This is a genomic window from Aliiroseovarius sp. S253 (assembly GCF_049800855.1).
Lineage (GTDB): Bacteria > Pseudomonadota > Alphaproteobacteria > Rhodobacterales > Rhodobacteraceae > Aliiroseovarius.
This window is the reverse complement of the sequence record NZ_JBNAFW010000001.1, coordinates 916,341-941,246: the sequence shown is the minus strand read 5'-3', so window position 1 is coordinate 941,246 and position 24,906 is coordinate 916,341. Positions and strand designations below refer to the sequence as shown.

The 24,906-nt window shown below is 57.7% G+C and carries 26 protein-coding genes and 1 tRNA gene; 7 read left to right on the top strand and 20 right to left on the bottom strand.

The genetic code is table 11. The annotated features are described in order from the left end of the window. The first annotated feature begins 321 nt into the window (after positions 1-321). Positions 322-396: transfer RNA gene (locus ACP15F_RS04685), tRNA-Glu, on the top strand. A 77-nt stretch (positions 397-473) separates the two neighbouring features. Here the strand turns inward: ACP15F_RS04685 and ACP15F_RS04680 are convergent. The 5 genes from ACP15F_RS04680 to ACP15F_RS04660 all read right to left on the bottom strand — a co-directional run bounded on the left by ACP15F_RS04680 (position 474) and on the right by ACP15F_RS04660 (position 3,590). Then, positions 474-782 (bottom strand): hypothetical protein, encoded by a 309-nt coding sequence (locus ACP15F_RS04680; RefSeq protein ID WP_424939669.1) that lies wholly within the window; start codon positions 780-782, stop codon positions 474-476. A gap of 142 nt (positions 783-924) precedes the next feature. Further along, positions 925-1,908, bottom strand: a complete 984-nt coding sequence (locus ACP15F_RS04675; protein WP_424939668.1) for a diguanylate cyclase — start codon at positions 1,906-1,908, stop codon at positions 925-927. Continuing rightward, a complete protein-coding gene (locus ACP15F_RS04670) occupies positions 1,905-2,513 on the bottom strand; it encodes a heme NO-binding domain-containing protein (protein WP_424939667.1) in 609 nt (202 codons plus the stop codon). Before ACP15F_RS04670 ends, ACP15F_RS04675 begins: the two co-directional genes overlap by 4 nt. A 57-nt stretch (positions 2,514-2,570) precedes the next feature. Continuing rightward, positions 2,571-3,263: an HAD family hydrolase gene (locus ACP15F_RS04665; RefSeq protein WP_424939666.1), complete on the bottom strand. Its 693-nt coding sequence runs from the start codon at positions 3,261-3,263 to the stop codon at positions 2,571-2,573. Between the two features lie 48 nt (positions 3,264-3,311). Continuing rightward, on the bottom strand, positions 3,312-3,590 hold the full coding sequence (locus ACP15F_RS04660; protein ID WP_424939665.1) for a DUF3572 domain-containing protein: 279 nt from the start codon (positions 3,588-3,590) through the stop codon (positions 3,312-3,314). Positions 3,591-3,681: 91 nt separating this feature from the next. On the opposite strand from ACP15F_RS04660, the gene ACP15F_RS04655 reads away from it, so the two are divergent. Then, on the top strand, positions 3,682-5,067 hold the full coding sequence (locus tag ACP15F_RS04655) for a diguanylate cyclase domain-containing protein (RefSeq protein WP_424939664.1): 1,386 nt from the start codon (positions 3,682-3,684) through the stop codon (positions 5,065-5,067). A gap of 31 nt (positions 5,068-5,098) precedes the next feature. Here ACP15F_RS04655 and ACP15F_RS04650 read toward each other — a convergent pair whose 3' ends face one another. From ACP15F_RS04650 to ACP15F_RS04635, 4 genes are all read right to left on the bottom strand, one after another. Beyond that, positions 5,099-5,623, bottom strand: coding sequence for a periplasmic heavy metal sensor (locus tag ACP15F_RS04650; RefSeq protein WP_424939663.1), 525 nt, complete (start codon positions 5,621-5,623; stop codon positions 5,099-5,101). 2 nt (positions 5,624-5,625) lie between these two features. Beyond that, on the bottom strand, positions 5,626-6,033 hold the full coding sequence (locus tag ACP15F_RS04645) for a dihydroorotate dehydrogenase (RefSeq protein WP_424939662.1): 408 nt from the start codon (positions 6,031-6,033) through the stop codon (positions 5,626-5,628). Then, on the bottom strand, positions 6,020-6,607 hold the full coding sequence (locus tag ACP15F_RS04640; protein ID WP_424939661.1) for an RNA polymerase sigma factor: 588 nt from the start codon (positions 6,605-6,607) through the stop codon (positions 6,020-6,022). The genes ACP15F_RS04645 and ACP15F_RS04640 overlap by 14 nt, the downstream gene beginning before the upstream one ends. A 79-nt stretch (positions 6,608-6,686) precedes the next feature. After that, positions 6,687-7,283: an EF-hand domain-containing protein gene (locus ACP15F_RS04635; protein ID WP_424939660.1), complete on the bottom strand. Its 597-nt coding sequence runs from the start codon at positions 7,281-7,283 to the stop codon at positions 6,687-6,689. Between the two features lie 194 nt (positions 7,284-7,477). Between ACP15F_RS04635 and ACP15F_RS04630 the strand changes: the two genes are divergently transcribed. After that, positions 7,478-7,897 carry a DUF983 domain-containing protein gene (locus ACP15F_RS04630; protein WP_424939659.1) on the top strand — a complete coding sequence of 140 codons (420 nt, stop codon included), beginning with the start codon at positions 7,478-7,480 and terminating at the stop codon, positions 7,895-7,897. Positions 7,898-7,919: 22 nt separating this feature from the next. Then, positions 7,920-8,621 (top strand): NUDIX hydrolase, encoded by a 702-nt coding sequence (locus ACP15F_RS04625; protein WP_424939658.1) that lies wholly within the window; start codon positions 7,920-7,922, stop codon positions 8,619-8,621. Between the two features lie 5 nt (positions 8,622-8,626). Here ACP15F_RS04625 and ACP15F_RS04620 read toward each other — a convergent pair whose 3' ends face one another. The 4 genes from ACP15F_RS04620 to ACP15F_RS04605 all read right to left on the bottom strand — a co-directional run bounded on the left by ACP15F_RS04620 (position 8,627) and on the right by ACP15F_RS04605 (position 12,080). Next, a complete protein-coding gene (locus ACP15F_RS04620) occupies positions 8,627-9,529 on the bottom strand; it encodes an EamA/RhaT family transporter (protein WP_424939657.1) in 903 nt (300 codons plus the stop codon). A gap of 45 nt (positions 9,530-9,574) precedes the next feature. Further along, positions 9,575-10,105 (bottom strand): lipocalin family protein, encoded by a 531-nt coding sequence (locus ACP15F_RS04615; protein ID WP_424939656.1) that lies wholly within the window; start codon positions 10,103-10,105, stop codon positions 9,575-9,577. Positions 10,106-10,166: 61 nt separating this feature from the next. Further along, positions 10,167-11,210, bottom strand: a complete 1,044-nt coding sequence (locus tag ACP15F_RS04610; protein ID WP_424939655.1) for an aldo/keto reductase — start codon at positions 11,208-11,210, stop codon at positions 10,167-10,169. A 90-nt stretch (positions 11,211-11,300) separates the two neighbouring features. Beyond that, entirely contained in the window at positions 11,301-12,080 is a 780-nt protein-coding gene (locus tag ACP15F_RS04605) for an SDR family oxidoreductase (protein ID WP_424939654.1), read from the bottom strand. A 105-nt stretch (positions 12,081-12,185) separates the two neighbouring features. Here ACP15F_RS04605 and ACP15F_RS04600 point away from each other — a divergent pair, with 105 nt between their 5' ends. The 3 genes from ACP15F_RS04600 (at position 12,186) to ACP15F_RS04590 (ending at position 16,079) form a co-directional block, all read left to right on the top strand. Continuing rightward, on the top strand, positions 12,186-13,793 hold the full coding sequence (locus ACP15F_RS04600; protein ID WP_424939653.1) for a peptide chain release factor 3: 1,608 nt from the start codon (positions 12,186-12,188) through the stop codon (positions 13,791-13,793). 3 nt (positions 13,794-13,796) lie between these two features. Then, entirely contained in the window at positions 13,797-14,420 is a 624-nt protein-coding gene (locus tag ACP15F_RS04595) for a hypothetical protein (RefSeq protein ID WP_424939652.1), read from the top strand. A 177-nt stretch (positions 14,421-14,597) separates the two neighbouring features. Then, complete coding sequence (locus tag ACP15F_RS04590) at positions 14,598-16,079, top strand: DEAD/DEAH box helicase (protein WP_424939651.1); 1,482 nt, start codon at positions 14,598-14,600, stop codon at positions 16,077-16,079. 80 nt (positions 16,080-16,159) lie between these two features. On the opposite strand, the gene ACP15F_RS04585 is transcribed toward ACP15F_RS04590, so the two are convergent. From ACP15F_RS04585 to nuoK, 7 genes are read right to left on the bottom strand one after another with little or no spacing between them, the layout of a single operon-like run. Then, complete coding sequence (locus ACP15F_RS04585) at positions 16,160-17,821, bottom strand: ribonuclease J (protein WP_424939650.1); 1,662 nt, start codon at positions 17,819-17,821, stop codon at positions 16,160-16,162. Further along, entirely contained in the window at positions 17,818-18,597 is a 780-nt protein-coding gene (locus ACP15F_RS04580; RefSeq protein ID WP_424939649.1) for a type III pantothenate kinase, read from the bottom strand. Before ACP15F_RS04580 ends, ACP15F_RS04585 begins: the two co-directional genes overlap by 4 nt. An 11-nt stretch (positions 18,598-18,608) precedes the next feature. Further along, the gene (locus ACP15F_RS04575; protein WP_424940941.1) at positions 18,609-19,361 is read right to left on the bottom strand and encodes a biotin--[acetyl-CoA-carboxylase] ligase; all 753 of its coding nucleotides are present in this window, start codon (positions 19,359-19,361) and stop codon (positions 18,609-18,611) included. Positions 19,362-19,365: 4 nt separating this feature from the next. Next, complete coding sequence (gene nuoN / locus ACP15F_RS04570; protein ID WP_424939648.1) at positions 19,366-20,802, bottom strand: NADH-quinone oxidoreductase subunit NuoN; 1,437 nt, start codon at positions 20,800-20,802, stop codon at positions 19,366-19,368. Between the two features lie 12 nt (positions 20,803-20,814). Beyond that, the gene (locus ACP15F_RS04565; protein ID WP_424939647.1) at positions 20,815-22,356 is read right to left on the bottom strand and encodes an NADH-quinone oxidoreductase subunit M; all 1,542 of its coding nucleotides are present in this window, start codon (positions 22,354-22,356) and stop codon (positions 20,815-20,817) included. Further along, entirely contained in the window at positions 22,356-24,512 is a 2,157-nt protein-coding gene (gene nuoL / locus ACP15F_RS04560) for an NADH-quinone oxidoreductase subunit L (protein ID WP_424939646.1), read from the bottom strand. The genes ACP15F_RS04565 and nuoL overlap by 1 nt, the downstream gene beginning before the upstream one ends. A 6-nt stretch (positions 24,513-24,518) precedes the next feature. Then, positions 24,519-24,824, bottom strand: coding sequence for an NADH-quinone oxidoreductase subunit NuoK (nuoK, locus tag ACP15F_RS04555; protein ID WP_108856011.1), 306 nt, complete (start codon positions 24,822-24,824; stop codon positions 24,519-24,521). Between the last annotated feature and the right edge of the window lie 82 nt (positions 24,825-24,906).

The following is a 24,906-nucleotide window of genomic DNA, read 5'->3' as shown; positions in this document are numbered from 1 at the left end:
GTTCACTTTTGCGAACGCAGTAGATTGATCGCCTCGACCCGACACACGTAGATCATCGCCCCTATTTGCCATCGGTTCTAAGCAAGCTTTCTATCGCTCAGAAGCCAAAGTCATCGCGGATGGTTAGGAGGAGCGCTCAACAAGATCAATTAATCAGCTGGATGATCGCATCGCGCGCCAGTTATGTCTGCACGATGGCGGGGCGCGATATTTGCGTTCACGGCGTTCGGTCTATTCATTGTGAAACTTTTTTGCACTTCACGCATTTCAGCTCTTGCGCTTGCAAATCCGCTCGCCTAATAAGCCGCCTACCGACAGAGTGGCCCGTTCGTCTATCGGTTAGGACGCCAGGTTTTCAACCTGGAAAGAGGGGTTCGATTCCCCTACGGGCTGCCAGTTGGATTTCCAGACACATCAGCGACCTACCTCACGACCTCTTTGGGGCGTCGGAGCCGAGATGTTACTCGGGCGCGTTAGTTTCCCACGTCAAACTTAGCACGACCAGCTGGGCCATCAAAGATCACTGCACGGACATCACCATCAGGCGTGTATTCCGCGGACACGGTCATACAGATTGGCGCACCGTTCAGTCCCCGCGTAAACGTGCGGCAATACTTGCCACCGTCCAAGGTCCAGGTCCCAGCAAAGGAAATGCCATTGAACACTCCCTCAAGCGAGCCATCTGCGTGAATAAAGGCCTGAGACACCTGCGCGCTTTGAAGTGGACGGCCCAGAATGGACCGAATAATATCATCAGTCTGTGCAAATCCCGGATTTGCCATCAACAGCACCCCAGCGACGGCCGCGGATACGGAAGATATTGCGCGAAATAACAAGGGCATAGTGGTCTCTGATGCAAGGGGCTAACGTTGTGCTAAGGCCTGTCCAAGCACCTGTCAACTGGTCAGAGACACGCACCTCGCCCTAGCGTTCTGCTATCGTAAAAGCCGCCCGCCCCGCACGTTTTGACGCATAAAGCGCTTTGTCCGCATCCTCTGCCATCACACTTTGGTCGGGCCTTGCATAGTTGGTCGAAGGCACGACACCGATACTGGCCGAGATCCGGCATACGCTGCCGTGAAACGTAATCGGTTTTTCGATCCGCTTGATCAGGCGGGCGGCGATTTTTTCAAGCCGCGTGGGATACACCTGATTGTCCAAGACAATCACGAATTCATCCCCGCCAACCCGCGCGACCAGATCTTCTTGCCGCGTCTCTTCGCGCAGTATCTGCGCCACCATCTCGAGCACCGCATCTCCGGCCGCATGACCATGGGTGTCATTGACCGATTTGAAGAAATCCAGATCTAAATGCATAAGCGAGAAAGGTACATTGCGCTGCAACTGACGCTCCAGCCTTGTTTCAAGGGCTCGTCGATTGGAAAGCCCCGTCAACCCGTCGGTCAACGCCTGTGATTGCGCCACTTCTTTTTCGTCTTGAAGACGATGTGCCAACTGGCTGGCAATATCCATCGCCGCGGATTTCGCTTCGACCAAATAGAGCATTTCAACAGCAAGGTCGGTTGGTGCAAAATCCGACCCCGTTAGCTCATAGCGCGCGACTGCCTCGGCAATGGAGTACCCAAAGGACAGGTTCAGCAACACGCTGTCCAGATTTGGCATCATCGCAACTGCACCAGTCAAAGACATCCCGAACTCGTCACGGATTTTCAGCTGTACGCGCTTGGCGTCAATTTTGCTTATATCTTCGATCCGCGTGATATTTCTGGGTCGCCTGAGTTCAAGCAATCCGAACACGTTGCGTCCGACGACTTTGCGGCTGGCAAACACCTTCTGAATGGTCGGCCCTGCATGTTGTACAACGCCTTTGCTATCGATCATCATGTGCATCGGCAGCACACGGTCCAGCACGCCACATGTGAAAGGTATGGGGCGTTCAATATTCATGTGGCACCGTCCGTCGCCCACAAGAATTCACGCCCTTCTGCATGTTGCCGATCTAACAGGCTTGCAATGATAACTACGTTGTCATTCCGTTCAGCAACCACTTCGAGAAAGACCAATGAACCGTAGTCATCTGCCAAGGCACGCAAGGCGCCCAACAGGACGAATGGGGCGCCTTTGGGACTGTCTTCGCATTTTACTTCAAAGCGATGCGGCTGGACTTCGTCCACCTGCACCTCCGGCAGTGTCAAATCAGGCACGGCAAGGAGTGCACGCCCTTTGAGATCTTCAAGCGAATACAGAAACTCAGTAAAGTCGACCCCGCCGAACCGCAGCAAACGCCGTACCCGCTCGACACGTGGATCAGTCACTAGAAACGTGCCAAAATCCTCGAGCAGCGAATGTCTGTCGCGGCTTTGTTCGATCGACAATTGGCGTAAGATCGACAGGCCAATCTGATCGTCATAGTGAAACATCGGCTCGACCGTTGGCAGATGGAGATCCAGATCCACGAGCACCTTTTCCCACACCTGATCCCCATAGGTCAGGCGCACAAAGGATTCGAATATCCACAGGATCAAACCATGCATCATAATCACACGTGTCACTTCACGGTGATGTTGTAAGCCCCATGTCTTAACAATTCGAAAATACGCTTTAGATCTCTATGCCTGCTGATCCAACCAGGCCGGGATCTGACCGATATCATCCAGAACGACATCGGCGAATGGGGATAGCTCGCCATGGGTCGCCAATCCAGTCAACACACCGATTGTACGCATCCCCGCAGCCCTCCCGGCTTTCAGGTCATGCAAGCTGTCCCCTACCATTGCGACCTGATCGGCGCTGACCTTGAGGTGCCGCGCAAAGGCTAGGCAAGGCGCGGCGTCGGGCTTGACGCCATTACCGCTGTCATACCCAGAGATAAAGTCGAAGAGTGCAGACACACCCGCCCCCTCAAGATGTTGTCGTGCAGGACGCTCGGCATCGTTGGTGGCAACCCCTAAAGCCAAGCCTCGGGCGCGCAAACCTTCCATTAAGGGCACCAGCGCTACGGCCTCAACCTGCGGAGCCGTTTCCGCTTCGTCGTTAAGAATGGTTTCCAGCGCATTAGCTGTCATATCAAAGTGTTTTTGTAGGGCGGTGACGATCTCGGCTGGGGTGCCCGCGATGACCACGCTATTACGCGCGAAAGTCTGCGTTTCCATGTCAAACCCGATGTCCGACCCGACCTGTGTCGCACGCGCATAGTCACCATCCGTCAGACGCAGAAGCACAGCGTGCGCCCAAGCCTCCCACGTGGCTTTGAATTGGAAAAGCGTGCCGTCTTTGTCAAAGAGAAGGGCCTTGATCGTCATGGAAGCTCCTGCCTGCGTTTTCACAGGCACACTGCCCATATCCGCCCCTCAGGTCCAGTGCATTTCCGCTCCGCCCGGAAGAGCATGACGTATCTGCGCCACCTGATCATAGGCTAGGTTCTGTGCGTCACAGGCCTGTATGATCCATTGATCATCCATCATCAAAAAATCCAACATCGCCGCAAGGAATTCGGGATCCCCGGCTTTATCACGAAGCGTATCCTGTCCGGCTCCTGTTGCCCCCATGAAAACCGGCAAAAGCTCGTCATTCGAGACCAGCCAGGCCAGCATGTTCAACGCGATCCGCTCGGCTTGATCTGACGTCAAATTAACACTCCTTCTCATTTGGAAAGGATTTCTTAACCAATCGGGCGCAGGATGTCTGCAATCCAGTTTCAACAATTAGCAAAACGGTCAAATGAGCGGAAGGATCCTGATAGCAGATGATCTTGCGACCAATCGCATCGTCCTGAAGGTCAAGCTGACCATGTCAGGATATGAGGTGATTCAGGTCGAGCGGATCGATGACGTGCTGGAAACGGCGCGGCGTGCTCAGCCTGATCTGATCATTCTGGGGCGCGGCCAGTCTGGGCAAAGCCTTTCGCTCTGCACTGCGTTGAAAAATGACCCGAACTTACGCGCAATTCCCGTCATTCTGTTTGCCGAAAAAGAGGGGCGACAGGCCCGTATTGCTGCCCTGCGTGCGGGTGCAGACGACGTATACTCGCGCGGGGTGAAGGAAAGCACTCTGTCGGCGATGGTACGAAGCCTGATCCGGACCCGAGGAAACTATGATGAGATCATGCGGCATCGCGACCTCTCGACCGAGTTTGGGTGCGCGGAAGAGGCCTCGGAATTCGTGCCCTCTGCCCGTATTGCCCTTGTCGCTTCGGACCCCGAACATGGATTGCTATGGCGGCGCAAACTGGGAGCCGAGTTGTCACACCGTTTAGACGTTGTGACAAAAACTCAGGCCCTGGGGGATATGAACGCAGTTAGCAAGGTCGCGGACGCGTTCGTTATCAGCGCCGCATTGAATGAAGATTCCGATGGTCTGCGCCTTGTAAGCGAACTTCGCTCGCGCGCGCGAACGCGCAACGCCATTATCGTGGTCGTACCTGATGAAGACCGTCCCAATGACGGGGCAATGGCGCTGGATCTCGGGGCCGACGCAATTCTGCACGCTGGGTTTGAACCTATGGAACTGGCGCTACGCCTGAAAACCCATCTGGCCCGCAAAACCGAACTGGACGCGCTGCGTAAACGCTTTGATCTGAACCTGTCACTGGCGGTACAGGATCCCCTGACGGGGCTTCACAATCGCCGTTATGCTCAAAGCTACTTGAACCGGCTTGAACAAGAGGCCCTAACCAACGGACAGCCCTATGCGATCATGGTGCTGGATTTGGATCACTTCAAATCGGTCAATGACCGGTATGGTCATGGTGTGGGTGATCAGGTTCTGATCGAGGTCGCAAATCGCCTTCGCGACAATCTGCGCGAGTTTGATCTTCTGGCACGTTTCGGAGGCGAGGAATTTATGGTCGCTTTGCCAGATGTCAGCCATAAGGATGTGATGGCCATGGCCGAGCGCCTTAGGCGCGCAATCGGCGACCAGCCGATCTATGTTGCTGAGACCGCCTTCCCGATCCCCGTCACGGTCTCGGTCGGGGTTGCGGTTTGGGGGGATCAACTTGGCGATACTCGTAGCGCACATGAGCTGACACAGGCGGCGGACCAAGCGCTTTATGCGTCAAAATCGGATGGCCGAAACGTTGTCACTTTCGGGCGTTCAGCCGCCTGATTTGGGGGCAACCAAACTGGATGCCTCCCATTCAACGATCTTTGTTTTTCGATGGTCGATCTACTGCGCTTTCCAATCGGTCCGCGAAAGCCCTACGATCTTCTGCAGACATCGCACCGATCCGTTCCACGACCAACTTGCGCAGGGTCTCGCCCCGCTGACGCAAACGATCTGCTTGCTCAGTCATGGTTGCCTCAAACGCGATGGCATCAAATCTGTCATTGCGCAGGATCAGCAAAAGAACATCAAAATCCCGCTCAAGCACCGCACGGTTGTCTTTGAAAGATCCACTTTCTTTTCGGAAGGCACGCCCAATGTCGCGCCGATCCTTACGATCCAGCGCCTTGGCGATCGGGCCAAACCCAAGATCACGGATCGCGCCGCGCTCCGGTCCGCGATGATCAAAATCATCCCCGCGATGGCCCGAGAACTTGGCCCCCGCAACCAGTCCTAGAACCAGAAGGTTCAACGTCAACGAGGCCACCAGCACAAAACGCATCCAGCGTCGGGGTGGGCGCGGTTCAGAGGTTGGTGTCTGTTGTGTCTGATCTGACATGATTATCCCTCATCCTCTGCAAACAGTGTTGTTCCCAAGTATCCGGGCGCTAGGTCTTCCAGTGCGTAAGACGTATCGGTGGTGACATAGTCACCCGCCAGAACCAAACCGCCGGACAGCGTTTCAAGCTGAACAGGCTGAGTAAACCCGATCCAGACACCGGCAACAGTCGCGGTTGCCAGACTGGCAGCAGCAGGAAACCCGCCGATGGCGGCCCAGATGGACGAGAACCACCCGGTATGACGCGCCTTTGGGGCAGGCAGCGGATCGACTGCAGGCATTTGTGCCTGTGCATCGGCCAGTATCGCCGCCATCAACGTGTCAGAAGGCTCTGCCACGTCCTGCCGGGCCGCATCAAAGAACAGGTCCAGTTCGTTGTCCTGCATCGGCTGATTGTCAATCTTCGCCATATCCCAACTCCTCTCGTCGACCGGCCAAATCCTTAGCCAGTGCTCTTTTTCCCCTCGCGGTCAAACTTTCCACCGCTTCGACGCTGATGCCCATGATCTGAGCAATCTCGGGGTTCGTCTCCCCTTCAATATGTCGAAGCGTCACCGCAACCCGTTGACGTTCTGGCAACCGGTTCAGCGCGCCTTGCAAGGCCGTCGCCCGGTCAACATCCATCATGGTTTCAACTGCTGACGGCTTGCCATCTTCAGGATCGCCCGCCGCATCCAGATCAACCGTCCGCCGTTTGCGAAGCCGGTCCGTGCACAGGTTCGACACCACGCGGTACAGCCAGGTTGATACCTGAGCCTCACCGCTGCGCCAGCTTGCGGCCTGTTTCCACAGACGCAACATCGCTTCTTGCGTAACGTCCTCGGCCTCGGCGCGGTCACCGCCCAAAAGGCGTGTCGCAAAGCCCAAAACGCGCGGCGCAAGCCGATGGGTCAGCAGCTGAGCTGCCATGGGGTCGCCATTGCCATAAAGCACCAGCAACGCCTCATCCGAAGCACCTTCATACGCGTCCAAGGCCATGTTCATATATCCTGCCTAGCCCGTTCCCTGACATTAGACAATGTGCAGATGCCCCACCCCCTCAGGCGGGGCATCCATGGTGTGTTTAGCCCTTGCGGTCGCGGTCTTTTCCGCCATGTCCGCGTTTGTCGTGACGCATGAACATCTCTTTCTGCGCGTCATCGAATTCAGCCGCCGAGATGGCATTATCGTCATCGGTGTCGAACCGATCGATCATGCGTTCAAGCATGGCTTGCTCGGGCGAGGCTTCTTCAAAGCTCAGGCTGCCATTTCCGTCAGCGTCTTTCTTGGCCAGCATCTCTTCCAGCTTCCAGCCCATGCGCTTTTCGATCATCTTACCTTTGCGCTCGCCTTTGCCGTCGCCTTTTGCGGCCATACGTTCAGCCATGCGCTTTTCTGCCTGGGCTTTCATCTCGTCCAGCGTCAAAGCCCCATCGCCATCAGCGTCAGCCGTATCGAACCGTGCCTTGGCAGCAGCTTGCAGATCTTCCACTGTGATCTGTCCATTTTTATCCAGATCTACATCGACGAATTCCATCTGCATGAACCCGCCTTTACGTCCCATCGCACCACGGTCACCGTCTTTGCCGCCGAACGCCATCGCAGCGGTCGAGGTCAGCGTCAGAGCAGCCCCAAGGCCCAGAGCAACGGCAGTCGCAGCAGTTTTCTTATTGAGTTTCATAACGATCTCCTATGGTTACTTGCCTTCAACGACACCTTGTTTCTGCGTCGTTATGTATCTTCAACGCGTGGGCTTCAGGTTTCCGTCGCAACCTTGTGCATTTTTCCGCGACATCCCGACGCAAGCGCATTTCTGGGCCTGATTTACATGTGAAGTTCTGTATGATGGTCTGACGCGCGAACAAGGAGTCCCCGATGACCGACAACGCTCAGATGACTGTGGATGAAGTGATGCCCGCAGTGGCCGAAACTGAACGTGAACTAAAGCCCGCCCTACGCAAGGGCTGGGCGAAACGGTGCCCAAGCTGCGGCACAGGAAAGCTGTTTCAGGGCTATCTGAAGGTTCATCACGACTGCACGGTTTGCGGGGAAGAACTGCACCACCAGCGGGCAGATGATGGTCCAGCCTATTTGACCATTATCGTGGTCGGCCACATCATGGCGCCCCTGTTGCACATCTTTTATGTACATGTCGTACAAGACCCGCTGATGTTGGCCACTATTTTCACTGTTGGGACTGTCGCTGCGTCACTTTACCTTCTGCCCCGTTTCAAGGGCTTTATGATTGCCTTTCAGTGGGCGAAGCGTATGCACGGGTTTGCAGGAAAGAAGTAACACCACGCCATAAGGGGCCGACATGGACAAATCCAAGATCATCCGCGACGCAGCAACCGTCATTCTGATCCGGGACAAAGCCACGCGCCCTCAGGTTCTGATGGGGCAGCGCGGCGCGAATGCAGCCTTCATGCCGAACAAGTTCGTCTTTCCGGGTGGTGCGCTGGATGCGACCGACGCGCAGGTTCCTTTGGCTGATGCTGGCGCCGAACCCTGCCTGACCCGCCTGGGCGAGCAGGCGGACGCCGCAAAAGCACAGGCACTGCTGGTCGCTGCCATTCGCGAGCTTTGGGAAGAAACCGGCCAAATCCTTGGCGAAGCTGGCGCCTGGTCCGGCGATATCCCAAGCGATTGGATGAGCTTTGCAGAGTCCGGGTTCATTCCATCCGCCAAAGGCATGTCCTTTGTCTTCCGCGCCATCACACCCAAAGGCCGCCCACGCCGCTTTGACGCGCGTTTCTTTGCAGTGGACGCGGACGAACTGAAGACGGATGTCGACGACTTCTCGCGCGCTTCGGACGAACTGAGCCACCTTCAATGGATCCCGCTGGACGACGTGCGCCGCTTTGACCTGCCCTTCATCACCGAAGTTGTGCTGGCCGAGATCGTGGGCAACCTGCCCGATCTGGGTGCCCCCGCACAGGTGCCGTTCTTCAACAATTCGGACGAAGAAAGCTTGTTCGAACGGTTGGGCGGCATCGGCCCTCTGTCCGCCACGTTGTAACGGCGCTATTTCAAGTACAGAACCAACACGAGCACCGAGGCAAGGATCAGCGCGGTACCCGCATACTCGCGCCCACTGACTTTTTCGCGGAACACAAACAGCGTGGCGGCGTAGGAAAACAAAAGCTCAACCTGACCAAGCGCTTTGACGAGGGCTGCGTTTTGCAGCGTGAAGGCAGTGAACCAGCAAAAACTGCCGATCATCGAGCTTAACCCAACCAATACTCCAACGCGCCATGCTGCGAATACGCGGGTGACTTCGCCTTTTTCGCGCAGGATCATCCAGCTGGCCATGATCAGTGATTGGAATGCGGTGACCACAGCCAAGGTGAAGCCCGCGCGCGCCACCACATCCTCGACGCCCAATGACAGGGATGCGCCGCGATACCCGATGGCCGAGAAGGAAAAGAGCAGTCCTGCCCCCAGCCCCAGCGCTGCGGCCTTGTTGAAAAAACGTCGCCATCCCTTCCCGCCTTCAGGCGGGTCTGACAGTAGGATGAGTCCGAAGAAGCCGATGCCGATCGCCATCGCTCCGGCCATCCCGACGCCTTCCCCCAGAACCAAAAGCCCGGTCAGAGCGGTCAGCACCACTTCGGTTTTCTTGAAGGTAATTCCAACGGCAAAATTGCGTTCGGCGAACAGCGCAACAACACAGATCGTCGCCAGAATTTGAGCAATCCCGCCGGTGAAGGCGAAGACAAAGAACCGCGTGTCAGGCTGTGGAACATCCAGCCCGGTGACCGCGAAATAGCCTGACATCAGCACCGCGACCAGCGGGGCCGAATAGACGAACCGTGCAAAGGTGGCCCCGGTCGCGCTTAGCCGCGTATCCTTCAACCGCTTTTGCAGCATGAAGCGCAGGTTCTGCGAGAACGCAGCCAGTATTGTGATCGGGATCCAAGCTTGCATGGTCACGGCTTCGCACGTCCCGCGAGGCTTCGCAAGTTTGGGGATTTACCGAATGTGCAACCGACTTTTGGCATATCCGTTGAACACCAGCATGTCCGCAGCGGCCTTGATGCGATCCTCTCCGCCCGAGCGGTTGCGGTCGATGATCCAGCCGAAACTGCCCGAGGGTGTGCCGATGGCCGCCGTGCGGTAATCAGCATCCACCCAAAGCACCCAATACTCGGTCCCAAAGGGCGGTGTGCCGACGGTGATCCGCCCGGCTGTGTTCATCCGCGCATCATAGCGCTCGCGCCCACCTGCAGCATTGCTAAGCGTGATGCCCGTGATCCCGCCCGCGCCGTGCTCGATCGAGACGGTTCCATAAAGCGGCTTCTGATCCGGATGCACGAACTCGCCCCGGATCACCCAGTTCCCAGCAAAACGGGCCGCATCAAATCGCGTGGTCGAGCTGATGGGGCGTTTGGTGTTGCGATGAAACTCGATCCCATCGCCCCCTCCACCGCCCACACAGGCCGTCAGGGCGAAGGCCAAACCGGCAGCGCCCCCAAATTGCAACACATGGCGTCGATCAATCATTAAGAAACCCTCACTCCCCGGCAGTTTTGAACCGTGCCGGGGGAAATCTCAAGCCCTAGCCTTAGAAGGGCATCGGATGGGCGCGGTGGGCGGTGTCGATATCCGCCATCACCTCGTCCGACAGGATCAAGTCCTTGCCGTCCATCATACGCGCAAGCTGCTCGGTCGAGGACGCGCCAAAGATGGTCGAGCCCATGAATGGGCGCGTCACGACAAAGGCCAGCGCCATCTGCACAAGGTCCAACCCGTGCTTATCGGCCACCGCCTGATAGGCATCCACCGCCGGGAAGGCCCGTTCGGTCGTGCGACCGCCCAGACCGGGATAGATCGACAGGCGTGACCCTTCTGGGATGGCTCCGTTTTGGTACTTTCCGGTCAAAAGGCCCGTCGCCAGCGGCGAATAAGACAATACCCGCGTGCCTTCATTCATGCACAGCTCTGCCAGATCGGTGTCCGCCAAACGGTTCATCAGACTGTATTCGTTCTGGATCGAGATCACTTCGGGCGCGCCCATTTCGCGCGCCAGACGAAGCCACTGTGCCGTGCCCCACGCGCTTTCATTGGACAGGCCGAAGTAACGGATTTTGCCCGCTTTCACCAGATCCGCCATCGCTTGCAGAACCTCGCGCATGTGGTCCTCAACCTCTTCGCGGTTCTGGCGCGAAGGGTCGAACGTCCAGTTTTGACGAAACGCATAGCTGCCGCGAATGGGCCAGTGGGTCTGGTAGATATCGATATAGTCGGTGTTCAGCTTTTCCAGAGACTCGTCCACGGCCTGATGGATGATCGCACCGTCATAGCCTTTGCCGTCACGTTTCCAGCCGGGATTATCGCCCGACACCTTGGTGGCAATCACCACATCCTCGCGCCGACCAGTTTTGGCCAGCCAGCCGCCAATCGTCGCCTCGGATCGGCCGCAATTCTCGGCCTTGATCGGGTTCACCGGATACATTTCCGCCGTGTCGATGAAATTGCCGCCGTGATCCAGAAACATGTCGATCTGGCCGTGCCCTTCCTCGGGGGTGTTGGTCGATCCCCATGTCATCGATCCAAGGCACAGCGCGCTGACTTCAAGCGCACCATTGGCAAGTTTGTTCATCCGCATCGCTGTTCTCCGTCGAAGCTGGCTAATTGTTTGGGTAAGGTAAGCGGGCCGGGGCAAAGCACAAGCCCCAGCACTGGTAGATTTGGCTGATCAAAGCGTGGTGTTCGTCGCCCCACCATCCAGAAGCACGTTCTGTCCGATCATGAAGCCTGCATGTTGTGAACACATGAACGCACAGGTGGCCCCGAACTCTTCCCGCGAGCCATAGCGCCCAGCGGGAATGGTCGCCATACGCTGCGCGCGCGCTTCATCCATCGTGATCCCCTGAGCCTCGGTCGCCCCTTTATCAAGGGCCGCGGCACGATCTGTATCATGCAGCCCCGGCAACAGGTTGTTGATGATCACACCCTGCCCTGCCACTTGGCGCGCGGTTCCTGCAACAAATCCCGTCAGTCCAGTGCGCGCCGTGTTGGACAGGCCCAGAACGGCAATCGGAGACTTCACGGACACGCTGGTGATGTTCACCACCCGGCCCCAACCGCGGTCGATCATGCCCGGCATCAGAGCTTGCATCAGAGCAATCGGCGACAACATGTTGGCGTCGAACGCGTCGATGAAGTCATCGCGGCTCCAGTCGGACCACATACCGGGGGGCGGACCACCTGCGTTCGTGACAAGAATGTCGACTTCGCCCGCCGCCTTCAGAACCTCGGCACGGCCTTCCTCGGATGTGATGTCTGCGGCGACAGTTACGACGTCTACGCCTGTTTCAGCCCGGATCGCCTCGGCAGCCTCCAACAAAGGCCCCTCGGTCCGCGCGTTCATCACCAGATCGACTCCTTCACGTGCCAAAGCCTGTGCACAGCCAAAGCCCAAGCCCTTGGAGGACGCACAAACGAGCGCCTTCTTTCCCGAAATTCCCAGATCCATGTGACCCTCCGCAGCAATGATTGGTTTTCTAACTCCTAGCGGTCCATACAGCCGGAACGCAACCAGCATGTTGCGCCACCCTGCCCCCATCGCTATATGCGACCCATGTTGGATACGAACACAAACCGCCCCGAATTGCCGCCCGAGATTGCGCGCCGTCGCACCTTTGCGATTATCAGCCACCCGGATGCCGGCAAGACGACCCTGACCGAGAAATTCCTTTTGTATGGTGGTGCCATTCAGATGGCTGGACAGGTGCGCGCCAAGGGCGAGGCACGGCGCACGCGATCCGACTTCATGAAGATGGAACAAGACCGAGGGATTTCGGTCTCTGCCTCGGCCATGTCGTTTGATTTCGGCAAGTACCGCTTCAATCTGGTGGACACGCCCGGCCACTCGGACTTCTCGGAAGACACCTATCGCACGCTGACCGCCGTGGACGCGGCCGTGATGGTGATCGACGGCGCGAAAGGTGTGGAAAGCCAGACCCAGAAACTGTTCGAAGTCTGCCGCCTGCGCGACCTGCCGATCCTGACCTTCTGTAATAAAATGGACCGCGAAAGCCGCGATACATTTGATATTATTGATGAAATTCAAGAGAACCTTGCCATCGATGTGTCCCCTGCCAGCTGGCCCATTGGTATGGGCCGCGACTTCATGGGCACCTATGACCTTCTGAATGATCGCCTTGAACTGATGGACCGCGCCGACCGGAACGTCGTCGCCGAGACCATCGAGATCAACGGTCTGGACGATCCCAAACTGGCCGAGCATGTACCCGAACATCTGCTTGAGAAGTTTTTGGAAGAGGTCGAGATGGCGAAAGAGCTTCTGCCCAAGCTCGACCCGCAGTCCGTTCTGGAAGGCCACATGACGCCGATCTGGTTCGGCTCGGCCATCAATTCATTCGGTGTTCAGGAACTGATGCAGGGCATCGCGAATTACGGCCCGGAACCCCAGCCCCAACAGGCTGATCCCCGCTCCATTGCGCCCGAGGAAAAGAAGGTAGCGGGCTTTGTCTTCAAGGTTCAGGCGAATATGGACCCGAAACACCGCGACCGCGTGGCGTTCATGCGTTTGGCCTCGGGCCACTTCAAACGCGGGATGAAACTGACCCATGTGCGGTCGAAAAAACCAATGGCCGTGTCGAACCCGGTGTTGTTCCTAGCTTCGGACCGCGAACTGGCGGAAGAGGCATGGGCGGGCGACATCATCGGCATTCCTAACCACGGCCAGCTGCGCATTGGCGACACGTTGACCGAAGGCGAAATGATCCGCGCCACAGGCATCCCATCTTTCGCGCCAGAGCTCTTGCAAACCGTGCGTGCGGGCGATCCGATGAAGGCCAAGCATCTTGAAAAAGCGCTGATGCAGTTTGCTGAAGAAGGGGCCGCCAAGGTCTTCAAGCCGAACATCGGTTCTGGCTTTATCGTGGGCGTCGTCGGCGCGCTTCAGTTCGAAGTGCTCGCAAGCCGGATCGAGATGGAATACGGTCTGCCCGTACGCTTTGAGCAGTCACAGTTCACCTCGGCCCGATGGATTATCGGCGAAAAGGACGAGGTCGAAAAGCTGGTGAATGCCAACAAACAGCACATCGCGCATGATAATGACGGCGACCCAGTGTTTTTGACGCGTCTTCAATGGGATATCGACCGTGTTGAACGTGATTATCCGGACCTGAAACTGTCCGCCACCAAGGAAATGATGGTGTAATCCATGTGCCCGCCACGCCCCTCGCCCCTGCAAAACCGCGTTTTGCCAACGGGCGAGATCGTGGCGGAGCGCGCGCGTGGGATGTTCACCGGAAATCGCGGCATCCTTCCTTTCACCGACGGGCGGCTTGGCACCTCGAAGTGGAAACACCAGCACTGGATCATCTGCGATCTGACGCACCCCAAGGGTCGCTATCACGGCCCCATGCCGGCGCGTGCCTGGACTCCTTTGTTCTTCTTGGATGAAGCCGTGGGACTTGCCGCGGGTCATCGCCCATGCGCCTATTGCCGCCCTGACGCCTATCGGGCTTTCAAAGCCGCTTGGGCCGAGACCCATGGCCAAATGGGGCATCTTCAGATGGATCGACTGATGCACAAGACCCGCGTGACCCGCGACCGACAGCAAATCCAGCACAAGGCCAATTGCGCAAATTTGCCTGACGGGACATTTGTTCTGCTGGACGGGCAACCGCATCTGTTGCTTGGTGGCCACGCGCGTAAGTTTACCCCGCAAGGATATAGCTCCTCGATTACCCGCCCCAATGCGATGGTCGAGGTTTTGACCCCTGCCCCAACGGTGGCAACAATAGGCGCTGGGTACCGACCAAAGCTGCATCCAAGCGCGTGATCCGTGCAACAACGGCAAGATTTCGTCCGTAAATCACGCAATCTGACCCATGTCATTGACCCTAGCGCCTTTTTTCTTTAGGCACATCCTCATCAGAGAGGGACGCGAAAGCGCACGCCACACGGGCCTCCCTCGTTAAGCCGCACGGGCGCAGGATGTCCGTGATACAGGACATACATGACCAAATTTTCTGACTTGAAACTCAGCCCCAAGGTGCTGAAAGCTATTGACGAAGCGGGCTATGAAAGCCCCACCCCCATTCAGGCAGGCGCAATCCCTCCTGCCCTTGAAGGCCGCGACGTGCTGGGCATCGCCCAGACTGGCACCGGCAAGACGGCCTCGTTCACGCTGCCTATGATTTCTGCCCTCGCACGTGGTCGCGCCCGCGCGCGCATGCCGCGTTCGTTGGTGCTTTGCCCGACTCGCGAGCTGGCCGCACAGGTTGCCGAAAACTTCGACGTTTACGCAAAACACGTAAAACTGACCAAAGCCCTGCTGATCGGCGGTGTTAGCTTTAAAGAACAAGATCAGCTGATCGACCGTGGTGTCGACGTGCTGATCGCGACGCCCGGTCGCCTGCTGGACCATTTCGAACGAGGCAAACTGCTGCTGACTGGTGTGCAGATCATGGTGGTAGACGAAGCCGACCGGATGCTGGACATGGGTTTTATCCCCGATATTGAACGCATCTTTGGCCTGACACCGTTCACCCGCCAGACGCTGTTCTTCTCGGCCACGATGGCGCCCGAAATCGAGCGCGTGACCAACACCTTCCTGTCAAATCCTGAACGGATCGAGGTTGCTCGTCAGGCCACCACGTCCGAGACGATCACGCAGGAATTGTGCATGTTCAAACCCTCGCGTCGTGATCGCGCTGCCAGTGAGAAGCGCAAACTTCTGCGCGCGCTGATCGACCGCGAAGGCGAAAAATGCACCAACGCGATCATCTTCTGCAACCGTAAGACAGACGTGGATATCTGCTCGAAATCGTTGAAGAAATACGGCTATAACGCTGCACCGATCCACGGCGATCTGGAACAATCCAAGCGCATGGAAGTGCTGGACGGGTTCCGCGCCGGTACGCTTCAATTCCTCTGCGCTTCGGACGTGGCTGCACGCGGGTTGGATATCCCGAATGTAAGCCACGTGTTCAACTATGATGTGCCGGGGCATGCGGAAGACTATGTTCACCGTATCGGTCGTACCGGACGTGCCGGACGTGAAGGCAAAGCCATCATGATCTGCGAGCCGCGTGACGAAAAGAACCTGGATGCTGTCGAGCGTCTGATTGAAAAAGAAGTTCCGCGTGTCGACAATCCGCTTAAGGCCGACAAACCGCTGAAAGACGAAACTCCCAAGCGCAGCCGTGCTAAATCGGACGAGGAAAAGGCTGAAAAGCCCGCCCGCAAGCGTAGGAGCGACAAGCCCAAAGAAGAGGTCGTCGAGGCCACGCCTGCAGAGCAACCGAAACCTGAAGCCAAGCCAGAACGCAACGAGCGTAACGAGCGTAACGAGCGTAACGAGCGTAACGAGCGTAACGAGCGTAACAAACCTCGTGGCCGTGGCAACAACCGCGGTGGTGGCAACAAAGTTGTTGGCATGGGCGATCATCTGCCCGAATTCATCGCCAAAAGCTTTAAAGAACGTCGCGCGGGATAAGCCACCCCCAACGAACAAGAAAAAAACCGCGAAGCCCCATCAGGCTTCGCGGTTTTTTTCATTTAGAGATTAGGATCGAACTATTCCAAACGGCTGACCACAATAGTCACTTCTGGTTTGCGCCCGATCTCATCATTCGTGGTCTTCCGCGCAATGCGTTTCAACTCATCCCCCAGCTTGTCTTCGTCACGCAGCGTCTTGTTGGATGCGCGCATCAAGAACTGGCCAAGATCCTCTTCCAGCACATCGACAAGTGGCGCGTTGGAATGTCCAACCTCGGGCAGACCCATTAGCTCGACCCAGGGTTCTCCCAGTGGTTCATTGCCATCCAAGATCACGTTTACAATCACGTGACCGTTCAGCGCCAACCGGATACGGTCGCGGACGATCCCGTCCAGCGCGCCGATCAGAATGTCGCCATCCAAATAAATACGATCCGTTTCAACATGTTCCACCACATGCGGTACGTCGCCGGTTAAATCGCAAACCGCGCCATTCACCACGACCATGGACGTCCGACCACCCTGCTCGGCCAGCTTTGCATGCTCGCGCAGGTGGCGGTGTTCGCCGTGCATGGGGATGACCATCTGCGGATTGATGATCTCGTGCACGCGCTGAAGATCCGGACGGTTCGCATGGCCCGAGACGTGATAACGGTCGTTTTCGGCAACAAGCTCCACACCCATCTCCGAGAATGCGTTCATGATGCGGATCACGCCGCGTTCATTGCCCGGAATGGTCTTGGACGAGAACAGGAACATGTCCCCTTCCGCCATCGACAGTCCCATATATTTGCCCCGCGCGAGTTGCGCCGAGGCCGCACGCCGCTCGCCCTGAGATCCCGTTACGATCAGCATCAGATTTTCGCGCGGGATATCGCGCGCATCTTCCGGCGTCACCGTGGTCGGGAAGTCGTGAAGTACCGATGTCTCGATCCCCGCCTGAATCATCCGCCGCATCGCGCGACCCAACAGACAGACCGAGCGGCCCGCAGCTTTGCCCGCATCCGCCAGCTGCTTCACCCGCGCCACGTTCGAGGCAAAGGTGGTCGCCACGACCATATGCGGTGCGTCCTTGATCAACTGCGTCAATTCCGGACCGACTTCAGCCTCGGACCGGCCGGGCGCGGGTGAAAAGACGTTGGTCGAGTCACTGACAAGGGCCTTCACGCCAGGCTTCGCCACTTCACGCCATAGGTCTTCGTCAAACGCATCGCCCAGAACCGGGGTTTCATCCAGTTTGAAGTCGCCCGTATGCACCACACGGCCCGCAGGCGTATCGATGACCAGACCCGCGCTTTCGGGGATCGAATGGCTGAGCGGCAGAAAACTGACTTTGAACGGTCCTGCTTCGATCACTTGCGGATAGACATCGGCGGCAATCACCACCTCGGGCACCTGCCCTGCCTCTTCCAGCTTGCGCTGCGCATGGTACCGCGTGAAAGGACGCGCGTGGATCGGCGCTTTCAGCTTAGAGTACAGACGCCCCACCGCGCCCACGTGATCTTCATGCGCGTGGGTGATAAAGATCGCTTCCAGCCGGTCAACGTTTTCAACCAGCCACGAGATATCGGGCATGATCAGGTTTACACCCGGCGTCGTGTCCATATCCGGGAAGGTCACGCCCAGATCCACAAGGATCAGCCGTTCTTTCCCAGGCTTGCCATAGCCATAGACATAGGCGTTCATGCCGATCTCGCCGGCGCCCCCCAGCGGGAGGTAAATCAGACGGTCAGCACTCATATGTTGCCCTGTTCCTTGTTGTAGTCGTAGATGCGCACAAGCCCGTGCATGGTCAGATCTTCATCAATCTCATCGTATAGATGCGCGCCTTGTTCAAAGAGCGGCGCGAGCCCTCCGGTTCCGATGACCTTCATGGGAAGGCCGTATTCGTCTTTCACTTTCTGCACCAGCCCTTGCACAAGGCCCACATAGCCCCAGAAGATGCCGGACTGGATACAGCCCACCGTGTTGGTGCCGATGACTTTGTCAGGTTGGGTGACGTCCACATGGGGCAGCGCCGCCGCCCCTTGGTGCAGCGCTTCCAACGACAGGTTCACGCCGGGGGCGATCACGCCGCCGATATAGGCGCCATCGTGGGCCACAACGTCGATATTCGTCGCTGTCCCGAAATCCACCACCATGCAGTCGCCGCCATAGCGCTCAAACCCTGCCACCGCATTCGCCAGACGGTCCGGGCCGGGAGTCGTCCCCTGATCCACGCGCGGAGCAACCGGCAGAAGACAATCGGGTTTACCGACAACCAGCGGGCGACAGCCAAAGAAGCGATCCGCAAAGACGCGTAAGTTCCAAACGACACGCGGCACGGTCGAGCTGACCACCACGCCGGTGATTTCAGGATCAATCTTGTAGTGATTGATCAGCGTCGAGAACCACGTGAAATAGGCATCCGCAGTGCGCGAATGGTGGGTCGACGTTCTGAGCGTACACAGAAATTTGTCGCCATCCCAGATCGAGAAAACGGTATTCGTATTGCCGCAGTCAATGGCCAGAAGCATGGGCCACTCCTTCAGAAAAAGATCTCGGCCGCGGGGATGACCTCGCGGGATTTTGCTGTTGATAGGACAAGGTTACCCTGCGCGTCCACTGTTTCAAATCGTCCCACATATTCATCGCGAGTTGTGCGGGCGGTAATCACCTCTCCCAGACGGGCGGCGCGGGCCAGCCACGCCTCGCGGATAGGGTCGAACCCATAGGTGGTGAATTGGGTCTCATAATGCTGATAGGCCGGGGCCAGAAAACCCAGAAACTCTTCTGGTGTCAGCTGTACACCAGTCTCGCCTGCCAGACTGACAGGCGCCACGGCGGTCGCTTCGACCTGCTCGGTCTGCGGCGCCTCGATCAGGTTCACGCCAATCCCGATAGCGATGTGGCTGACCTGTCCACCGGCGACGCCTGCGCTTTCCAACAGAATGCCCGCGACCTTGCCGCCATTCAGCAGCACGTCATTGGGCCATTTCAGTGACAGCCCGCTTGTGCGACCAGTGGCGGTCGCGAAGGCATCGTAAAGTGCCAAGGAGGCAACAAAGCTGCGTAGCGCAACCTGATCTGGTGTCTCGTTTGGGCGCATCGCCAGCGTGGCCGAGAAGTGACCGCGCGGCGCGGCCCATGGCCTGCCCCGGCGCCCACGCCCTGAGGTTTGTTCAAGCGCAAACACCCATGTGGGGCCCAAAAGGCCCGGCGCGATACGCCGGGCCTCTTCATTGGTGCTGTCCACACTGGCCAGAACGCGTTTCTCAACACCTTCGGGCCATTTGGGCAGAGCGTTATTTGACAAGGGCTTCTGCGGCCGCGGCAGCGGCGCCTTCGATGCCGAAGAAGTTCACGACGCCTAGAAGGATGATCGCAGCCGATCCCATCAGGGCGGCCCATGCAGCAGGCGACATGTTCAATTCGACGCCTTCGCCTTCCTCGCCGAAATACATGAAGTAAACGATACGCAGATAATAGAAGGCACCGATCACCGACGCGATCACACCGGCAACCGCCAGCCATGCCATTCCAGCCTGAACGGCTGCAACCAGCACACCGTACTTGGCAAAGAAGCCCAGCATCGGCGGCACACCGGCCAGCGAGAACAGCAGGATCAGCATCGCCAAACCCTTCAGCTTGTCATTCACGGCAAACTGGTTCAGCGCCGAGATATCAGTAACCGGACGGCCATCACGCTCCATCGACATGATGAAAGCGAAGGTGCCGATGTTCATGGTCAGATAGACCGCCATGTAAAGCAGCATTGCCTGCACACCGTATTCGCTGCCCGCGGCAAGACCCAGCAGGGCAAATCCCATATGCGCGATCGACGAGTATGCCATCAGTCGCTTGATGTTGGTTTGGCCAATCGCAGCGAACGCACCAAGGAACATGGACAGAACTGCGAGAAGCGCGATGATCTGCTGCCAGTCGCCAACGGCCTGACCGAATGCGTCAAACAGGACACGGGCAAACAGACCCATCGCCGCCAGTTTCGGCGCGGTGGCGAAGAACGCGGTAACCGGGGTCGGTGCGCCCTCGTACACATCCGGGGTCCACATGTGGAACGGCACGGCCGAGACCTTGAAGGCCAAACCGGCGGTTACGAAGACCAGACCGATCAGCAGACCAAGGCCAACCTGACCGTGGTTTGCGGCTTCGATGATGCCCGAGAACAGCGTCGTGCCCGAATAGCCGTATACCAACGACGAACCGTAGAGCAGCAGACCCGACGACAGTGCACCCAACACGAAGTACTTCAGACCGGCTTCGGTCGACTTCACGCTATCACGGTTCAGCGATGCTACGACGTAGAGCGACAGCGACTGCAGTTCGAGGCCCATATAGAGCGTCATCAGATCGCCCGCCGAGACCATGACCATCATGCCCACGGTGCCGAGCGTCACGAGGATCGGATACTCGAATTTCAAGAGGCCACGGCGCGACATAGTCGCCTCGCCCATGACCAGAACCGCAGCGGCGGCCAGCAGGATCGCAACCTTGGCGAAGCGCGAGTACGCGTCGTCCAGGAACATACCGCCAAAGGCAGCAGTGTTGCCGTCCCCACCTGCAACCATCAGGGCCACGACAACCATGACGGCGCCGGTAATCCAAGTGATCAGCTTGGCCAGCCCGTCCTTCGACGTATAGACCGCGCCTAGAAGCGCCGCCATCGCATAGACCGCAAGGGTCAGCTCAGGCAGAACCGTTTGAATATCAACAGAGCTCATCTTTCGCTCTCCTTAATGCGCTGCGGCCTGAGCCATCTCTGCGTCAGCAGGAACGGCGGCGTGGAAGTTGGTCAGAAGCGCCTCAACCGAGGGGCCAATGATGTCCGTGACCAGCGACGGGTAAACACCCAGAAGCAGGGTCATGAAGATGAGCGGTGCGAAGATTGCTTTCTCGCGGCCATTCATCTCGGTGATCGACTTCAGGCTTTCCTTGATCAGGTCGCCAAAGACGACACGGCGGTAAAGGTAAAGCGCGTAAGCGGCCGAGAAGATCACGCCCGAGGTCGCAATCAGTGCCACCCAGGTGTTGGCTTTGAACATGCCGACCAGTGTCAGGAATTCACCCACGAAGCCCGAGGTGCCCGGTAGGCCCACGTTCGCCATGGTGAAGAACATGAAGATCAGCGCGTATGCCGGCATCCGGTTCACAAGGCCGCCATAGGCGTCGATGTCACGGGTGTGCAAACGGTCATAGATCACGCCTACACACAGGAAGAGCGCGCCCGAGATGAAGCCGTGGCTGAGCATCTGGAAAATCGCGCCGTCCAAACCTTGTTGGTTGAGCGAGAAGATACCGGCGGTCACGTAACCCATGTGCGCGACCGACGAATAGGCGATCAGCTTTTTCATGTCTTCCTGCACAAGTGCGACAAGCGATGTATAGACGATGGCAATCGCCGACATCCACAGGACGAAGCAAGCCATGACATCGGCCCCGACAGGGAACATCGGTAAGCTGAAGCGCAGGAAGCCATAGCCGCCCATTTTCAACAGGATCGCGGCCAGCACGACCGAACCCGCGGTGGGAGCCTGTACGTGTGCATCCGGCAACCAGGTGTGCACCGGCCACATCGGCATTTTTACTGCGAAGCTTGCGAAGAAAGCCAAGAACAGAAGTGTCTGTGCACCGCCCACGATCTGGATGCCCAGCAGGCTGAAGTCTTCGGAGCCAAACTTGTGCGCCATCAGCGTCGGAATATCCGTCGTGCCTGCGTCGACGAACATATAGATCATCGCAACCAGCATCAGGACCGAGCCAAGGAACGTATAGAGGAAGAACTTGAAGGACGCGTAGATACGCTCCTTGCCGCCCCAGATACCGATGATCAGGAACATCGGGATCAGGCCTGCCTCGAAGAACAGATAAAACAGCACCAGATCCAGCGCCATGAAGACGCCCAGCATCAGGGTTTCAAGCAGCAGGAATGCAATCATGTATTCCTTCACGCGCGAGGTGACGCCCCAGCTGGCCCAGATGGTCAGCGGCATCATGAAGGTGGTGAGCATCACGAACAGGACCGAGATCCCGTCGACGCCCATCTTATACTTCAGGCCCATGATCCACTCGCCCTCTTCCACGAACTGGAAGCCGGTGTCAGCGGGATCAAACCCGATGATCACAAGAAGCGAGAAAAGGAAGGTTGCAACAGTTGCTGCCAGCGCAAGATATTTCGCGTTGCGCCCGGCCGCTTCGTCATCACCGCGCAAGAACAGCGCGAGGATCACCGCCGCGACCAGCGGCAGGAAGGTAATGATGGAAAGCAGGTTGTTCATTAGTGCGCTCCACCGCTGAAGATAATCATGATTGTCACCAAGGCGACGATGCCAAGGACCATCGCGAAGGCATAAGAGAAGACGTAACCGGTCTGTGCGCGGCCAGCCTGTTTGGTGAACCAAGGCACGACGCCCATGGCGACACCGTTCAGGAAGCCGTCAATCACGTTGCCGTCGCCGCGTTTCCACAAGAACCGTCCGATGGCAAAGGCTGGCTTGACGAAAAGGATGTCGTAGATCTCGTCGAAGTACCATTTGTTCAGAAGGAAGTTGTAGACCAGCGGGAATGTGGCCGCGAGGCGTTTGGGCAGCGACGGGTTCAAAATGTAGAACCAGAAGGCCGTGGCGAAACCGATGATCATCGCGATGAAGGGCGAGACCTTGACCCATTTCGGCACATAATGCGCGTCATGCAGGACGTGGTTGTCCGGGTGCATGAAGATCGCACCTTTCGGAGCTTCGCCGTGATGGGCGGCCGCGACAGCCGCATGGTCGGGGTCGGCCATGGTTTCAGCATGCGCTTCTTCCGTGGCGTGACCTTCGTCAGCGTGGGTATCATCAGCATGCGTATCTGCCGCTTGATCGTCACCGTGGCTATCTGCAGCCTCGCCATGCGTGGCCGAGGCATGAGCCTCGATCCCGAAGAACGTGTTCACTTTATCTTCTTTGCCGAAGAACGGGCCGTACCAGATCATACCTGCAAAGATCGCACCAATGGCCAGAACACCCAGCGGGATGGTCATAACCAGCGGGCTTTCATGCGCGTGCTCATGCGTGTGCTTGTCGCCGCGCTGCTTGCCGTAGAAGGTCATGAACATCAGGCGCCAGCTGTAGAAGCTGGTGAACAGCGCTGCGATGACCAGCATCCAGAAGGCGTATCCGCCATTGGTGCCTGCAAATGCGCTTTCAATCACAGCGTCTTTCGACAGGAAGCCTGCAAAGCCGATGGTGGTCAGCGGGATGCCGACCCCGGTGATGGCCAGCGTACCGATCATCATCGCCCAGAAGGTAATGGGCAGCTTCTTACGCAGGTTGCCGTAGTTCCGCATGTCCTGCTCGTGATGCATGCCGTGGATGACCGAACCGGCACCAAGGAACAGCATCGCCTTGAAGAAGGCGTGGGTGAACAGGTGGAACATGGCGACCGAGTAGACACCGACGCCTGCGGCCACGAACATATAGCCCAGCTGCGAACAGGTCGAATACGCGATCACGCGTTTGATGTCGTTTTGCACAAGACCCACGGTGGCCGCGAAGAACGCGGTGGTGGCGCCAAGGAAGACGATGAAGGCGGTGGCCTCGGGCGCGTATTCCATCAGGGGCGACATGCGGCAGACAAGGAAGACACCGGCGGTCACCATGGTTGCCGCGTGGATCAGGGCCGACACCGGGGTCGGGCCTTCCATCGCGTCGGGAAGCCAGGTGTGCAGGATCAGCTGTGCCGATTTACCCATTGCACCGACGAACAGAAGGAAAGCCAGAAGGTTGGCTGCGTTCCAATCACGCCACAGGAAGTGGAGGTTGGTTTCCGCCAGCGCAGGGGCTGCTGCAAACACATCGTCAAAGCGGATGCTGTCGGTCATGTAGAACAGGCCGAAGATGCCCAAAGCGAAACCAAAGTCCCCCACACGGTTTACCACGAAGGCTTTGATCGCCGCCGCGTTGGCCGAAGGTTTCTTATAGTAAAAGCCGATCAGCAGATACGAGGCCACGCCTACGCCTTCCCAGCCAAAGAACATCTGCAGCAGGTTGTCCGAGGTCACCAGCATCAACATGGTGAAGGTGAAGAAGGACAGATAGGCGAAGAAACGGGGGCGATAGCTTTCGCCCTCGAACTGCGGGTCATGGGCCATGTAGCCCATGGAATACAGGTGAACCAGCGACGAGACGGAAGTCACAACGACCAGCATGATCGCGGTCAGGCGGTCCAGACGGATCGACCAGTCAACGCTTAGGCTGCCCGATTGCACCCAATCCATCAGGTGGATGATCTGCGTCTCGGACCCAAGGCCAAGGAAGGTGATCCACGACAGGAACGCCGACCAGAACAACAGAGCCGTTGTCAGGATCTGCGCGCCCTTGTCTCCGATGAACCGGTGGCCGAAGCCAGCGACCAACGCGCCAAAAAGCGGGGCAAAAAGGATGAACTGTACCATTCTTGGTTAGCCTTTCATCACGTTGACATCTTCGACAGCAATCGTGCCGCGGTTGCGGAAGAAGCTGACAAGGATCGCCAGACCAATGGCGGCTTCAGCAGCGGCCACGGTCAAAACAAAGAGCGTGAAGACCTGCCCCGTCAGATCGCCCAGATAGGACGAGAACGCGACAAGGTTGATGTTCACGGAAAGAAGCATCAATTCGATCGACATCAGCAGAATGATGACGTTCTTACGGTTCAGGAAGAGCCCGAAAATGCCGATGACGAACAGCGCCGCACCAACTGCGAGATAATGTTCAAGACCTACCATTTCGTCCCTCGTTTCTGTTTCCCGGTCTCGGGAGCATTTTTTGTTCTATTGGGTTTCACAACGGTCTCCCTAGCGCATACTC